The sequence below is a fragment of the Polyangiaceae bacterium genome, from assembly GCA_020633235.1.
GTDB lineage: Bacteria > Myxococcota_A > Polyangia > Polyangiales > Polyangiaceae > JACKEA01.
This window is the reverse complement of the sequence record JACKEA010000003.1, coordinates 259,557-273,168: the sequence shown is the minus strand read 5'-3', so window position 1 is coordinate 273,168 and position 13,612 is coordinate 259,557. Positions and strand designations below refer to the sequence as shown.

The window sequence follows — 13,612 nt, the reverse complement described above, 5'->3', positions numbered from 1 at the left end:
CAGCGGACGTGCGGGACGGGCATCGCGCCGTTCCGACAAGGAAGCCTTGACATGGCTCTGGAAATGAATATTCATTCACGCCCATGAGCCCCGTCGCGAGCCCCGACCGCGCGTCCCAGAAGCGAGATGCGCTCTTGGACGCTGCCCTCGAGCTGTTCGCCGAACGGGGCTTCCATGGCACCGCGGTGCCCGAGGTCGCGGAACGGGCAGGGGTCGCCGCGGGCACCTTGTACCGCTACTTCGACAGCAAAGAAGCGCTGGTGAACGCGCTCTATCAGCGGGAAAAACAGGCGTTCGTGGAGAGCCTGAGGCGTGACTTCCCGGCCCAAGCACCGCCCCGAGAGCAATTCTCGGAGCTGTGGAAGCGGCTCGTGACGTTTGCGCTGGAGCGGCCCCAAGCGGCGCTCTTCATGGAACTCCACCACCACGGCTCGTATCTGGACGCGACGAGTCGGGCCCTGGAGGAAGCGGCGTTTGCCCCCGTGATCGCCTTCGTGCAACGCGGCCAGGAGCAGCAGGCGCTCAAGCCCGTGGAGCCGATGCTCTTGATTTCATTGGTTTATGGCGCATTCACCGGGATGGCCAAAGCGGCCCTGACGGGACAGCTCACGCTGAGCCCAGAGGCGCTGGCCATCGCGGAAGGCTGCCTCTGGGAAGCGGTTCGCCTGTAATTTCGAGGGGTTCGGAGGGGAGCAGGGTTTTTCTTTGTCCCAATGGGGAATGAACATTCATTCGCACTCGTACACGACGACGACCCAATGGAGGGAATCTCAATGACTCATCACAAGCCCATCGTTCTGATCACTGGAGCCACCGCTGGCATCGGCCGTCACGTCGCCCTCGACCTCGCGCGGCGAGGGATGCACGTGATCGCGACGGGGCGGAAGGTCGAAGCGCTCGAGAGCCTGGCGCAGGAAGCCAAGGGGCTGACTCTCGATACCGTGCGGCTCGACGTCACCAGCGCGAAGTCCATCGCCGATGCGCAGACCGAGGTTCATCGCATCACCGAGGGCTATGGGGTGGACGTGCTGGTGAACAACGCGGGCTACGGCATGGCCGCGCCGCTGATCGAGACCAGCGAGCAGGATCTGCGCGACCAATACGAGACCAACGTGTTCGGGTTGATGGCGGTGACGCGTGCCTTCGTGCCAGAGATGATGGCGCGGGGCTCCGGCCGGCTGATCAACGTGAGCAGCGTGGGCGGCCGCATCACCTTGCCGTTCTTCGGCGCCTACAACTCCACCAAGTACGCAGTGGAGTCGATGTCCGATGCGTTGCGCGTGGAGCTCGCTCCCTTCGGCATCCAGACCGCGTTGATCGAGCCTGGCCCCATTCGCTCGCAGTTCTCGGAGCGAACCATGACCTTCGTCGACAAGTACCAGGACGACAGCTCACCCTACGCGGCGGTGTATCGGCGATCCCACGAGATCCGAAAGCGTTCCGACGAGCAGGCGGCGGGGCCCGAGTGCGTGGCGCGCGCCATCGCTCACGCCATCGAGGCGCGCCGGGCACGCCCGCGCTACGTGGTGCCCTTCGCGCTGCGTGTCGGCGTGTTCTTCTCGAAGTTCACGCCCACCCGTTGGATCGACGCGCTCCTCGGCTGGATCGTTGGCATCGGGCAGGCCGGCCCCGTGGCAGCACTGCCCCCGAGCCAGAAGCGCCCCGCGCGCGCTCGAGACATCCAGAGTGCTCGCGCCTAGCCAGAGCAGGGCACTCGGAATCGGCGCCGATGGGCGCAGTCCGAGCTCGATGCCGTAGGTCGAGTCGTTTCCGCGCCGCGCCAACAAACCGGAGCCCATCCGGACTGGAGAGCGACTCGGCTTGCGACGTGTCCGGATGGATCGCGAGCCGGCTTGCAACGTGTCCGGATGGAATGCGAACGGGGTTAGGGGACCCGTTCGCTGGAACCCGATGGACGGTCTTTGGCACGATCAGATCACGTCGTGGAACTGAGACACGAGGGAGAACCCGGCGAGGCCGGGCGCGTACTTGTTTGCCGGGTAGAAGAGTCGCGGGGCGTCGCAAGTTGGAGCGGAGTAGAAAAATCCCCGAGATGATTCGCCTTCGGCGAATCACCGAGGAGGCCGGGCGCATGCTTGTTTGCCGGGTGGGAGAGACGCCGGGCGTCGCAAGTTGGAGCGGTGTAGAAAAATCCCCGAGATGATTCGCCTTCGGCGAATCACCGAGGAGGCCGGGCGCCGGCTTGTTTGCCGGATGGGAGAGACGCCGGGCGTCGCAAGTTGGAGCGGTGTAGAAGAAACCCCGAGGCGAATCCCCGAGGAATCAAAGATCAAACGCGTAGCGCAGCGACGCTCCGCCGATCCAGGCCAAGGCCACCTGGCTCGAGCGATCACGGCCCAGACCTGCGTCGTAGTTGCGGACGCCGCCGTGCAGGGCGAGACCGAGGTGCGGATTCACCTGGTACCACTCGAAGCCGAGCTCACCGCCATAGTACAGGTTCAGCTGATCCGCGTTGGTGTAGCCGTAGACAAAGAGCACGTCCTCGTCGATCTCGGCTGCACCGACCTCGCCTTGCAGGTAGATGCCGATGCGATCCGTCGGTCGTACCGTGAAGCGCAGGCCGCCGCCGAAGCCATACATGTTGTAGGTGCGCGGCTCCGGCGGTGGGTTGGCGTAGCTGGTGTTGGACACCGACAGCTCACCTTGACCGAAGAGCATGAGCCACGTGAGGGGCTCGAAGCCGAGCTTCAAGTTGAACCAGGGCGAGGTCGGGGAGACGTTCTTGAGGGGGCCCAGGTGGCCCAGGGCGCCGACGGTGGATTCGATCACGATGCCGCTGGCGCGCGGCGGCGGGGGCGGAACCTCCGGCGGCTCTTCCACCGAGCCGATGTCCTTGCCTCCGGGCATACCGCGGGCATCCAGCCAGGCTTCGATCTCGGCCTGAGTCATCTGGCGGCGCTCTGGCTCCTCCTCCGCCTGGGCTACGGAAGCACCCAGGCTCACGACGAGCAGGGCCGAGGCAAACCGAAACGTGGAAGAAGCGCTCATGCGAAGACGGGGCCGACCAAAGTTACCCCGGCAGCGTCAGCTCATGAAGTCGTTTCGCGTGAACAGCGATTCTAGGGGCAAACCGGCGGCTTCGATGGCCTCCCGGCCGCCCTCCAGGCGATCTACCAGGGCCACGATGCCGACCACTTTGGCTCCCGCGGCGGACAGCGCCTCCACCGCCTTGAGGCTGGAGCCTCCGGTGGTGATCACGTCTTCCAGGAGCGCCACCGGCAGGTCGGGGGACAGCGCACGGTCGCCCTCCACCAGCTTGGCGCTGCCGTGGTCCTTCTTCTCTTTGCGCACGTAGAAGGCCGGCAGGTCCCGCCCCTTCTGGTGGCTGATGAGCGAGACGGCGCTGGCGAGGGGGCAGCCGCCGAGGGCGACGCCGGCCACGGCCTTGCACGCGGGCAGCTTCTCGAGGGCTTCGAACATGAGCTCGCCCACCAGCGCGTGGCCCTCGGCAGTGAGCACCGTCTGCTTGCAGTCGATGAAGAAGTCGCTCTCCTTGCCGGAGGCGAGCACCACGCGCTTGCGCTGGAAGGAGCGCTCCGTGAGCAGCGAGAGCAGTCGCGCGCGCTTCACGTTCGCTTGGTCCGCTTCTTCTTTCCGCGCACGCCCTTGCCCAAGGCGGGCACCACCGGGGCCGGCGGGCCATCCTTGCGCTCTGCGGGCTTCGGCTTCTCGGGCGCGGCTTCCGCCTTGGGAGCGGGCGCGGGTTTGGCCGCGGGGGCCGCGGGCACCGCCGGGGCCGGTCGTTGCTTGGGCGGTTCGGGGGCCACGCGGCGTGCCGGCGCGACGTTCGCCCGCCGGGGCGCAGGGGCGTCCCCTTCGGTGCGGACCTGGCCGCGCACCAGCGCGCCTTCCGCGATGCCGATGCGCGGCGCGACGAGATCCCCGACCACGCGGGCGCCGCGTTCGAGCAGCACGGCTTCCGTTCCGCGCAGATCTCCCGCGACCTGGCCGGCCACCACGATCTGCGCGCCGCTCACGTTGCCGTCCACCCCGGAGCCTTCGCCCAGGGCCACGTCACCGTCGACCTCCACGTCGCCTTCCACGCGCCCGCGGATCTCGATCGAGCCCTTTCCGCGGACGTTTCCGCGGACGACGCTGCCTTCTGCAATGATGGATGCTGCGGCTGCCATCGCCTCGTCACACGTCCATGTCGACGCTGCCCTTGAAGGACGCGCCGTCTGCAATCGTCAGTCGAGCTGCTTTCACGTCGCCCACCAGGCGGCCACCCGCCTGGATGTCCACGCGATCCCGTGCCGTGGCGTTGCCCGTCACTTGGCCCGCCACGCTCAGCGAGCTCGCGCTGACGTCCGCTTCCACCACTCCGGTGGATGCCACCGAGACCGGGCCCGACGAGGTCAGGGTTCCGCGCACCGTTCCGTGCACGACCACCTCGTCGTCTCCCGTGATCTCGCCTTCGATGGTGAGTCCGTCTCCAATCACCGTGCCTGCCATGCGTCGCTCCGTTTCGCTGGCGCCTCAGCGGCGGCGTCCAGTGGATCCCAGGTCGAGGGTGAAATCCGTATCCAGCCGAACGTCCACCGAGGAGCCGGCTTCGATGGCCACGCTGGAGCCACGCAGGTCACCTTTGACCGTCGCTCCGGCGCGGACCCAGATTGGACCCTGACAGCTCGCGTCCCCCGAAAGCGAGCCGGACAGGTCCAGAGACTCGGCGCTGATGTCGCCCTCTACCGTCGCGCCGGGCAGAACCTCTACCTTGCCGGTGACCTGTACGTCACCGCTGAGGGTGCCCTCGACGCGAAGCGCGCCTTCACCGCTGATTCGGCCGGTGACCCGAGAATCGGCCCCCAGCACGCTGACGTCCGAGCTGTGCCTCGCCATGGGAATGCGGCGGCACGCTAGTACAGGCGCGGCGTCGTGTCACCGGGGGATGCGCGAGGCCGGATCCGCGGGAATTTCCGATGCCTCCAGCACCTCCGCGGCTCGATTCACGGTCTGGTACAAGCCGCGGGCGTACAGCAAACGCCGCTCTCGGTCGGGCAGGTCCCCGGGCCGAGGGCCCGCCGCCGCCGCCAGCAGCACCGCGGCGGCCACGCTCACATTCAGGCTCTCCACGAAGCCCCGCATCGGGATGCGCACGGAGCGATCCGCGGCTTGGGCCAGCGCGTCGCGTATGCCGTCGTGCTCGTTGCCCAGCACCAGGCACAGCTTCTTCACCTGGGCCAGATCCGCCGGCTCGAGCTCGCCCTTCGGATGGGTGGCGACCAGCTCGAAGCCCTGCTGTCGGAGAGAGCGCACGGCGGCTTCGGCGCTCTCGTGCTGCACCGTGTCGATCCATCGCTGCGTGCCCTTGGCCACGCTGCTCGACACGAAGAAGCCCTCCGCGCGAGGCACCACGTGCACGATCTGCACACCGAACGCGTCCGCCGTGCGCATCACCGCTGCTCCGTTGTGCGGATCGTTGGGTGCGTCCATCAGCACCGTGACGCTGCCCACGCGCCCCGCAATCACTTCCAAGATCCGCTGGCGCCGCTCCTCGAGCACCATCGGCTCCAGCGTGGCGATCACCGCCTCCGCCGTCCACGGCGCGCTCCAGGGCACACCCAGGTACGGTTCCAGACGCAGGGCCAGGGGGTCGTCGATGCGCACGCGTCAGGCGAGCTTCTGTCCAAGGACGCCGGCCACGCGCTCGAGGTCCTGGCTCAGCGCTTCGAACATGTCGAAGGTGAGGGCCTGAGGGCCATCGGACAGCGCCTTGGCCGGGTCCGGGTGGACCTCGACCATCACGCCGTCCACCCCGGCCGCCACCGCCGCGCGGGCCATGGGCGTGACCGCCGTGGCCACGCCGGTGCCGTGGGATGGATCCACGATCACCGGCAAATGCGTGATCTCCCGGAGCAGCGGCACCACGCCGAGATCCAGCGTGTTCCGTGTCAGGGTCTCGAAGGTGCGGATGCCGCGCTCGCACAAGATGACCTCGTAGTTGCCTCGCGACACGATGTACTCGGCGGCCATCAACCACTCCTTCACCGTGCTCGACATGCCGCGCTTGAGCATCACCGGCTTGCCCAGGCTGCCCACGGCTTCCAACAGCGAGAAGTTTTGCATGTTGCGGGCGCCGATTTGCAGGATGTCGGCGTACTCCGCCACCAACCCGAGGGTCTCCGTATCCTTCACCTCGGTGATGATGGGCATGCCGGTCTCGTCGCGAGCCTCCGCCAGGAGCTTCAGGCCCTCCTCCCGCAGGCCCTGAAAATCGTACGGGCTCGTGCGCGGCTTGAACGCGCCACCACGCAGCACCGTGGCGCCGTGCTTCTTCACGTGGCGCGCGGTGTTCAGCACCTGCTCCCGCGATTCCACCGAGCATGGCCCCGCCATCAGCGTCAGGTTGCCGCCGCCGATCTTGGTGTTCCCGACCTGGATCACGGTGTCGTCCGGCTTCACCTCCCGGCTCACCAGCTTGTAGGGCTTGCTGACGGGGACGGCGTCGAACACGCCGGGCAGTCGGTTGAACAGCGCCGGGTCGAGGGCCGTCTTGTTGCCGGTGATGCCGATGGCAATGCGCACGGCTCCGGGGATCTCGTTGGGGGTGTAGCCGAGCTCCCGGATCCGCTCGCAGACCGCTTCGATCTGCGCGGCGGTGGCGCCCTGGCTCATCACGATCAGCATTCGTCGGCACTCCTCGGCAGGAACCGAGGATGTAGCACGTCCCACGCCGCAGGGTCCCCGGGCGCGCAGCTTTCCCCTGGAAATTCAGCCACAAAGCTCGAGTCTTCGGCAGACGCTTTTCGAGCCCGGGGTGGGTGATTATGTTTCGCCCTCACCCCGCTTTCGCTGGAGAACTCATGGCATCCGAAAAAGTGCACGTATTCAACGACGTCAACTTCGATCAAGAAGTGCTGAAGAGCGACAAGCCCGTGCTGGTCGACTTCACCGCCACCTGGTGCGGCCCCTGCAAGGCCCTCGCGCCCATCGTGGATCAGGTCGCGACCGAGATGGACGGAGAGATCAAGGTCGGAAAGCTGGACGTGGACGAGTCCCCCATCACCGCGGGCAAGTATGGCGTGCGTGGCGTGCCCACCGTCATGGTGTTCAAGAACGGCGAGCGGGCGGCGCAGCACGTTGGGCTGACCACCAAGGCCAAGCTCAAGGAGCTAGTCAGCGTCTGATGCACGCAGGCGTTCGGTGATGAGCCGCCGAACGCGCTTCATCCTCATCGCGCATGGTCTGACGGCCGCAGCGCACGCCGTTCTGGCGCTCGCGCTCGCGGCCGTCGTGACGTGGGGTTGGCTGCTGGCCATCGGCGTGTGGCTCCTCGTCACGCTGCGCCTGCATCGGCTCGCCCACGACGTGCCCAAGCCCCGCTGGGTCACGCGGCTGGTGGACGAGCCGCTGTTCGTGCATTGGGGCGCGTGCTTCATCGGCACGCTGCTGCTGCTCCCCGGTGCAGTAGCGCTCGGGTTCGGCGTGAGCCTGCCGCGGGTGGCCGCCGCCGCCTATCTGTCAGGGCTCGTGGTGTCCGCCTACGCCGTGTGGATTCGCCGCCGGCGGGTGCGCGTGCATCGCTTTTCGGTGGTGATCCCGGGCTTGCCGCCGGCCTTCGACGGCTTCGTGGTGGCGCAGCTCAGCGATCTCCACATCGGAAGCTTCGACCGCGTCGAGCGCGGCCTCGAGTGGGCGGCGCTGGCGAGCTCCACCGAGCCGGACGTCGCGCTCGTCACCGGGGATCTGGTGACGGCGGGCACGGCCTTCTATCGCGACGCCGCCGAGGTCGTGGGCGCGCTCCGCGCCAAGCAGGGCGTGTGGGTGTCGATGGGCAATCACGATCAATGGAACGAGAGTGAGCTGGTCGATGCCCTCGAAGCTCGTGGCGCCCGCGTGCTGCGCAACGAGCAGCACGTGATCGAGCGCGAAGGCGCCGCGCTGGTGTTGGCGGGGCTCGGAGATCGCTACACCGGTCGAGACGACCTGGAGCAGACCCTCGCGCGCCGTCCCGAGGGCGCCGTCACGGTGCTCTTGTCCCACTACCCCGACTTCTTCGAAGCGGCCGCCGAGCGGGGCGTGGAGCTCACGCTCTCGGGCCACACTCACGGCGGACAGATCGGCCTGCCGGGACTCGCGCGCCGCGTGAACATCGCGAGCCTGACGGGCAAGCACGCGCAGGGGCTCTATCGCCGCGGCTCGGCTCAGCTGTACGTGAACGCGGGCCTGGGTACCACGGGGCCGCCGCTCCGGTTGGGCGTTGCTCCGGAGATCGCCGTCATCACCTTGAAAACGGGCTGAGCGTTTCTCCACCAGGATGTTGGTGCGGCGCGGAACCTCGCGGAGCGCTATCGTCACGTGGTGAGTCGCTGGCACGACAGTTGGTTCGCGCTGACGGCGGCGGCCGCCATCGTCGGAGCACTGCTGCTGCACGCGCTCTTTTCCGAGGAGCGCATGTGGCGCAGCGAGCGCAGCGTGCCGCCCGAACCCTTGGTGTTGGCAGACCCGACATCCCAGCCGCTGGGCGGTTTCGGGGACGACACGCCGGAGTCGGTCGAGGTGGAAGAGAGCGGGAGTGCTCGACCTCCGGCCTCGCCGAGCGACGAGCAATTCCGCAGGCCAATCGAGGGAGTGATCGCCCAGCTCGCCATCAAGGTGCGGGCAGGCACGGCGAGCGAGAAGGAGGAGGCGCTCTTCGCCGCGCTGTGCCGCCAGTTTCCGAGCTCGGAGTGCGACGAATAGCTCGACCCAGCGCCTCTTTGACGGCGAAGCGTGGTAGTTCGGCGAGGGTGAGCAGGTCGGAAGCCCAGCGCGCGATCGACGCGGTGTTTCGCATCGAGTCGCCGCGCCTGATCGGCGCGCTGACGCGCATGGTGAAGGACGTGGGGCTGGCCGAGGAGCTGGCGCAGGACGCGCTGGTGGCGGCGCTGTCGGAGTGGCCGGAGAGCGGGGTGCCGGAAAACCCCGGCGCGTGGCTGATGACCACGGCGAAGCGCCGCGCCATCAACGTGTTGCGTCACCGCAAGATGGCCGGCGGCAAGCACGACGAAATCGCGCGGGACGTGGATGCGGCGGCGGAGCCCGATATCGAAGCGCACATCGACGACCCGGTGCGGGACGACCTCTTGCGCTTGGTGTTCATCGCCTGCCATCCGGTGCTGTCCACCGAGGCGCGCGTGGCACTCACCTTGAGGCTCCTGGGCGGGCTCACCAGCGACGAGATCGCCCGGGCGTTCCTTGCTACAGAGCCCACCATCGCTCAGCGGATCGTGCGGGCAAAGCGTACCCTCGCCGAGAAGAACGTCGCCTTCGAAGTGCCACAGAAGCACGAGCTCGCCGAGCGGCTGCCGTCGGTGCTCGAGGTGGTGTACCTGATCTTCAACGAGGGCTACTCCGCCACCTCCGGGGACGACTGGATGCGACCGACGCTGTGCGCCGATGCGCTGCGTCTCGGTCGAGTGCTCGCCGAGCTGTTGCCGGACGAGGCGGAGGTTCACGGGCTCGTCGCGCTGATGGAGATCCAAGCGTCGCGCACCCACGCGCGCACCGGGCCTGACGGCGAGCCGGTGCTGCTCATGGAGCAGAACCGCGCGAAGTGGGACCAGCTCCTGATCCACCGCGGGCTCGCGGCCCTGGAGCGAGCCCGGGCCAAGGCGGCGCAGCCGGGGCCGTACCAGCTGCAAGCGGCCATCGCTGCCTGCCACGCGCGAGCGCTCACGGCGGAGCAGACGGACTGGCACGCCATCACGGCGCTCTACGGCCTGCTGTTGGAGCGAGTGCCGTCTCCCGTGGTCGCGCTGAACCGCGCCGTGGCCGTCGGCATGGCGCTGGGGCCCGAGGCGGGGCTCGAGTTGGTGGACGGCCTGGTCGAGGACGGCGCCCTCGACCGCTACCACCTGCTTCCCGCGGTGCGGGCGGACTTGTTGATGAAGCTCGAGCGCTTCGAGGAAGCGCGCGGAGAGCTCGAGAAAGCGGCGGAGCTCACCGAGAACGAGACGGAACGAGCGCTGCTCACGAGGCGCGCCGCGGCGTGCTCGCGGCGGACCGACAAACCCTCGTAGCGCGTGGTACGCTCTCCGATCATGGGACGTGGCAGCTGGCTCGGCTTCGCGCTGCTCGCTTCGGCGGTGGCAGGGGGTTGCTCCTTGTTGGCGCCATCGGACGACGATCTGCTCGGGGGCGGCGCCAAGAAGGACGCGGGCACGCCCACGGGTGGGACGGGCGGCACGACGGACAGCGGCGTGGGCGGCAGCGGTGGAATCGCAGGCAGCGGTGGGAACATCGGTGGCGCGGCGGGCAGCGGTGGAGCTGCCGGCGCTGGCGGGGCAGCGGGCGCCGGCGGGCTGGCTGGAGCTGCCGGAGCGGCGGGGGCTGGCGGGGCGGCGGGCAGCGGCGGAGCTACGTGCGTTTCGGGCCCCGTCACCGTTCCGGCGATGCCGACGGCGATGTACCTGATGCTGGATCGCACCACCAACGGCAACGAGTGGTCCTCGATCAAGACCGGCGTCGAAGCGTTCGCCAACGACGCGGGCATGGCGGGCAACCAGCTCGCGCTCCAGTACATGCCGCCCGCCGCGGGTCCCGGCAGCTGCGGCGGCAACGGCTACGACAAGCCGGCAGTGCCGCTCTCCGTGATGCCAAGCGGGGCGGGGGCGATCGCCGCGTCCCTGGCTGCGGTCAACAACAGCGGGACTACCCAGCTGGAAGGCGCGCTGTCGGGGGGCTTGGACTTCTGCACCAGCCAAGCGAAGCAGCTCACGGACCACCAGGTGGTGTTCGCGTTGCTCACGGACTACACCATCTTCGACTCGTGTGGGAGCACGTTCACGCTGCCGCAAATCGCCAGTGCTGCCCTCGGGGGCTCGCCTCCCGTGTACACCTGGGTGCTCGGGTTCAGCGGCGCCAACATGTCGACTCTGAGCCAGCTGGCCAACGCCGGAGGAACGCAGAGCGCCGTGCCGGTGGGTAGCCAGGGCTCCATCCACAACGCCCTCTCGAGGGCGGCGGTGGGCTGCCGCTTCGCGCCACCGGGTGGAGCGACGGTCACGGGCGTGACGGTCGCCGGCCAGTCGCTGCCGAAGGTGAGCTCCGCGAAGGCATGCGGCAACGGCAGCAACGCTGCGGGCTACTACATGGTCGGCTCCGCCGTCGAGCTGTGCTTTGCGAGCTGCGAGCAGGTCGCGAGCTCCGCGCCGGTGCAGCTGGTCGTGACCTGCCCCTGATCAGAAGCGACCGCCGACACCTACGGCGGCGCCGTGTGGCAGCGGTGCGCCGCTGATCCACGCGACCGTGGGCGCGGGCTTTTCTTTCTTGGGCTTCTGGAAGTGGAGGTATGCCGCGGCGCCTCCGGCAACCACGGCAACGCCCAAGGAGATGTCGGCGAAGAGGTACTTTTGGCGCATGTCGTCGACTGCATCGCGCGTGCAGTTGGGCGCGCAGCTCGCTTCGAGATCACTCTGTTTCGAGCGACCCGCGAGGCCGAAGGCCGTGAAGCCCGCCAGGCCCAGCACCGCTACCCCGCCCAAGACGAGCACCGCGGGGCGCACGCCGCTGCTTGGCTTGGGTTCCTCCTTGGGCGTGGGCGCGGGCTCCACGGGCTTCGGCTCGGGCAGCTCCAAGGTGATGGTCACACCGTGGGATCCGGCGGCGAGGGTGACCTGCTCTTCCGCGCTGCGACCGTCCGCCGCGGTGGCGCGGAGCACGTGATCCCCCGGCGTCAGCTCCAAGCTGCCATCGGCGCGGGGCGTGGCCTTCTTGCCGTCGACGGTGAGGGCCGCGTCGCTGCCGCCGGGACCCAGCACCCGCACGGTGAGCGATGGAATCTCCGCCGCGAGCTTCTTCAGCCGCTCGCCGCAGTCGTTCTTCACCAAGTCGGGGCAGGCGGCGTCGCTGCACAGCTCGAAGTGCTGCCGCGCCGCGTCCATGTCCCCCTTCTTGTGGGCGACCTGTCCCTGCTCGTGGGCGTTCAAGCACTGATCCTTGCTGGGGCCGGCCGCCGCCGCGGGGAACGTCGCCAGCAGCACGGCGATGGCCACGGAGATCCTCACAAGCACTCCCTCTTGAATTTCTTGATGCCGTTTTCGATGGTGTAGGGCGGGTTGCAGTTCTTTTGTTGGGGCGGCGCGGTAACGACCGGCTTCGCAATCGACGGCTGCTTGGGCTCGGGCTTCGGCGCTGTCGCGGATGGTTCCGGCTCCGGTTCGGCCGAAGCTTGCGGCGCGGGCTCGGGGGGCGCGGTGGCGATGGGCTCGAGCTGCACGCTCGGGGGCGCTGCGGCGGTTTCCTCGGGCGGTGCCGCCGCCACGTCGTGGGCTTGGGGCTCGGCGCGGCGTCCGAGGAGCACGATGGCACCCACCACCACGAGCAGCGCAGCGGATACCAGGGCGATGGCGACGGCCACGAGACCGCGGCGTGGAATGCGCGCCGGAGGCGGCGTGGTGTAAGAGGCGTTGGAGACGTCGCTCAACACCGACACGTGAGAGATTGGTGTGCCGGTCTCGGGAGCTCGGGCAGCGGACAGCGAGGGATGCGAGCTGACCTCGTGGACCCGGGTGGGCGCTTCGTCCTCTGGCTCCGGCGCCACGGAGCTTCGTCCGATGAGCTCCTGAGCCGCCGCCAAGCTCGCCGGAGCTCGCGCGTGGGTCTGGCTGGACAGCTCCGCCAGGCGTTTCCCGCGCTTTTCGAGCTCGGGACCCACCGACGCCAGCACCCACTCTCCCACCTTGCGGGCGACCCATGGCGGCACCGCATCTTCCAGCGCGATGGCCATCTCCCGGGCGGTCTGAAAGCGCGCGTCGGGGCTGCGCTCGAGCGCCCGCAGCACGACGGCGTCGAGCTCGGGGGAGACGTCCGGTGCCATCGAGCTCGGCGGCGGCACCTGCGACTCCAGGAGCTTCGCGATCGTGCGACCGGGATCGTCCGCCGAGAACAGGTGCTTGCCGGTCAGCGCTTCCCAGGCGCAGATCCCCGCGGCGAAGACGTCGGCGCGCTGATCGAGGGTGTCTTGGCGGACTTGCTCCGGAGCCATGTAGGCGAACTTGCCTTTCATGCGACCGGCTTCGGTCTCCATCAGCCGACGGGAGGCCTTGGCCACGCCGAAGTCCACCACCCGCGCGACGCCATCCACGCCCACCAAGACGTTCTGCGGAGATACGTCCCGGTGGACGATGCTCAGGGACTGACCCCGCTCGTCCTTCGCCGTGTGGGCCGCGTGCAGGCCGTACAGTACCCCCGTCATTACCGAGCTCACCAGCGGCGGCGGCAAGAGCTCGTTCTTGCGCCGCGCGGCGCGCAGCAAGCGCGACAGCGAGTCGCCTTCCACGTAATCCATGACCAGGAACAGCTCGCCGTCGGTGGCCACCACGTCCAACGTGGAAACGACGTTCGGGTGACGAACACCCGCCGCCACGCGGGCTTCGTCCAGGAACATCGCGACGAACTCGGGGTCTTTGGCGAGGTGAGGATGCAGCTTCTTGATGGCCACCACGCGCGCGAAACCCACCTGGCCCATCAGGCAGCCGAGATGGATGGTCGCCATGCCGCCAGACGCTATTTCGTCGTAGAGCACGTAGCGCCCGACGACGCGTCCGGTGGCGGACTGTCCATCCATCCGAGCATCGTAGCTCAGTTTTTTCCGCTGCGTTCCGAAGCA

16 protein-coding genes are annotated in these 13,612 nt (G+C 68.4%); 7 read left to right on the top strand and 9 right to left on the bottom strand.

Going from position 1 to position 13,612, the window contains the following annotated elements:
• The first annotated feature begins 83 nt into the window (after positions 1 to 83).
• A complete protein-coding gene (locus H6717_18050; protein MCB9578937.1) occupies positions 84 to 671 on the top strand; it encodes a TetR/AcrR family transcriptional regulator in 588 nt (195 codons plus the stop codon).
• A 102-nt stretch (positions 672 to 773) separates the two neighbouring features.
• Entirely contained in the window at positions 774 to 1,700 is a 927-nt protein-coding gene (locus H6717_18045; GenBank protein ID MCB9578936.1) for an SDR family oxidoreductase, read from the top strand.
• 583 nt (positions 1,701 to 2,283) lie between these two features.
• Here the strand turns inward: H6717_18045 and H6717_18040 are convergent.
• From H6717_18040 to aroF, 7 genes are read right to left on the bottom strand one after another with little or no spacing between them, the layout of a single operon-like run.
• Positions 2,284 to 3,009, bottom strand: a complete 726-nt coding sequence (locus H6717_18040; protein MCB9578935.1) for a hypothetical protein — start codon at positions 3,007 to 3,009, stop codon at positions 2,284 to 2,286.
• Between the two features lie 36 nt (positions 3,010 to 3,045).
• On the bottom strand, positions 3,046 to 3,591 hold the full coding sequence (gene pyrE, locus H6717_18035) for an orotate phosphoribosyltransferase (GenBank protein ID MCB9578934.1): 546 nt from the start codon (positions 3,589 to 3,591) through the stop codon (positions 3,046 to 3,048).
• Positions 3,588 to 4,151: a polymer-forming cytoskeletal protein gene (locus H6717_18030; GenBank protein MCB9578933.1), complete on the bottom strand. Its 564-nt coding sequence runs from the start codon at positions 4,149 to 4,151 to the stop codon at positions 3,588 to 3,590. Before H6717_18030 ends, pyrE begins: the two co-directional genes overlap by 4 nt.
• A 7-nt stretch (positions 4,152 to 4,158) precedes the next feature.
• Positions 4,159 to 4,473 (bottom strand): polymer-forming cytoskeletal protein, encoded by a 315-nt coding sequence (locus tag H6717_18025; protein ID MCB9578932.1) that lies wholly within the window; start codon positions 4,471 to 4,473, stop codon positions 4,159 to 4,161.
• Positions 4,474 to 4,497: 24 nt separating this feature from the next.
• A complete protein-coding gene (locus H6717_18020; GenBank protein ID MCB9578931.1) occupies positions 4,498 to 4,860 on the bottom strand; it encodes a polymer-forming cytoskeletal protein in 363 nt (120 codons plus the stop codon).
• A 39-nt stretch (positions 4,861 to 4,899) separates the two neighbouring features.
• Positions 4,900 to 5,628: an RNA methyltransferase gene (locus tag H6717_18015; GenBank protein MCB9578930.1), complete on the bottom strand. Its 729-nt coding sequence runs from the start codon at positions 5,626 to 5,628 to the stop codon at positions 4,900 to 4,902.
• A gap of 3 nt (positions 5,629 to 5,631) precedes the next feature.
• Positions 5,632 to 6,648 (bottom strand): 3-deoxy-7-phosphoheptulonate synthase, encoded by a 1,017-nt coding sequence (gene aroF / locus H6717_18010; protein ID MCB9578929.1) that lies wholly within the window; start codon positions 6,646 to 6,648, stop codon positions 5,632 to 5,634.
• 176 nt (positions 6,649 to 6,824) lie between these two features.
• On the opposite strand from aroF, the gene trxA reads away from it, so the two are divergent.
• Genes trxA through H6717_17985 form a run of 5 tightly spaced genes read left to right on the top strand, consistent with a single transcriptional unit; the run spans position 6,825 to position 11,183 of the window.
• Complete coding sequence (gene trxA / locus H6717_18005) at positions 6,825 to 7,148, top strand: thioredoxin (protein ID MCB9578928.1); 324 nt, start codon at positions 6,825 to 6,827, stop codon at positions 7,146 to 7,148.
• Positions 7,149 to 7,167: 19 nt separating this feature from the next.
• Complete coding sequence (locus H6717_18000; GenBank protein ID MCB9578927.1) at positions 7,168 to 8,262, top strand: metallophosphoesterase; 1,095 nt, start codon at positions 7,168 to 7,170, stop codon at positions 8,260 to 8,262.
• Positions 8,263 to 8,322: 60 nt separating this feature from the next.
• Positions 8,323 to 8,703 carry a hypothetical protein gene (locus H6717_17995; protein ID MCB9578926.1) on the top strand — a complete coding sequence of 127 codons (381 nt, stop codon included), beginning with the start codon at positions 8,323 to 8,325 and terminating at the stop codon, positions 8,701 to 8,703.
• Between the two features lie 47 nt (positions 8,704 to 8,750).
• Positions 8,751 to 10,022, top strand: a complete 1,272-nt coding sequence (locus H6717_17990) for an RNA polymerase sigma factor (GenBank protein ID MCB9578925.1) — start codon at positions 8,751 to 8,753, stop codon at positions 10,020 to 10,022.
• 21 nt (positions 10,023 to 10,043) lie between these two features.
• On the top strand, positions 10,044 to 11,183 hold the full coding sequence (locus H6717_17985; protein MCB9578924.1) for a hypothetical protein: 1,140 nt from the start codon (positions 10,044 to 10,046) through the stop codon (positions 11,181 to 11,183).
• Here H6717_17985 and H6717_17980 read toward each other — a convergent pair whose 3' ends face one another.
• Both H6717_17980 and H6717_17975 read right to left on the bottom strand, forming a co-directional pair.
• Complete coding sequence (locus H6717_17980) at positions 11,184 to 12,008, bottom strand: hypothetical protein (GenBank protein ID MCB9578923.1); 825 nt, start codon at positions 12,006 to 12,008, stop codon at positions 11,184 to 11,186. It abuts the gene before it with no gap.
• On the bottom strand, positions 12,005 to 13,570 hold the full coding sequence (locus H6717_17975; protein MCB9578922.1) for a protein kinase: 1,566 nt from the start codon (positions 13,568 to 13,570) through the stop codon (positions 12,005 to 12,007). Before H6717_17975 ends, H6717_17980 begins: the two co-directional genes overlap by 4 nt.
• Between the last annotated feature and the right edge of the window lie 42 nt (positions 13,571 to 13,612).

Coding starts and splice junctions, on each gene's coding strand:
- H6717_18030 (MCB9578933.1), bottom strand. CDS start 4,151: ATGGCAGCCGCAGCATCCATCATTGCAGAAGGCAGCGTCGTCCGCGGA.
- trxA (MCB9578928.1), top strand. CDS start 6,825: ATGGCATCCGAAAAAGTGCACGTATTCAACGACGTCAACTTCGATCAA.
- H6717_18000 (MCB9578927.1), top strand. CDS start 7,168: ATGAGCCGCCGAACGCGCTTCATCCTCATCGCGCATGGTCTGACGGCC.
- H6717_18025 (MCB9578932.1), bottom strand. CDS start 4,473: ATGGCAGGCACGGTGATTGGAGACGGACTCACCATCGAAGGCGAGATC.
- H6717_18040 (MCB9578935.1), bottom strand. CDS start 3,009: ATGAGCGCTTCTTCCACGTTTCGGTTTGCCTCGGCCCTGCTCGTCGTG.
- H6717_18050 (MCB9578937.1), top strand. CDS start 84: ATGAGCCCCGTCGCGAGCCCCGACCGCGCGTCCCAGAAGCGAGATGCG.
- H6717_17985 (MCB9578924.1), top strand. CDS start 10,044: ATGGGACGTGGCAGCTGGCTCGGCTTCGCGCTGCTCGCTTCGGCGGTG.
- H6717_18020 (MCB9578931.1), bottom strand. CDS start 4,860: ATGGCGAGGCACAGCTCGGACGTCAGCGTGCTGGGGGCCGATTCTCGG.
- H6717_17975 (MCB9578922.1), bottom strand. CDS start 13,570: ATGGATGGACAGTCCGCCACCGGACGCGTCGTCGGGCGCTACGTGCTC.
- H6717_18045 (MCB9578936.1), top strand. CDS start 774: ATGACTCATCACAAGCCCATCGTTCTGATCACTGGAGCCACCGCTGGC.
- aroF (MCB9578929.1), bottom strand. CDS start 6,648: ATGCTGATCGTGATGAGCCAGGGCGCCACCGCCGCGCAGATCGAAGCG.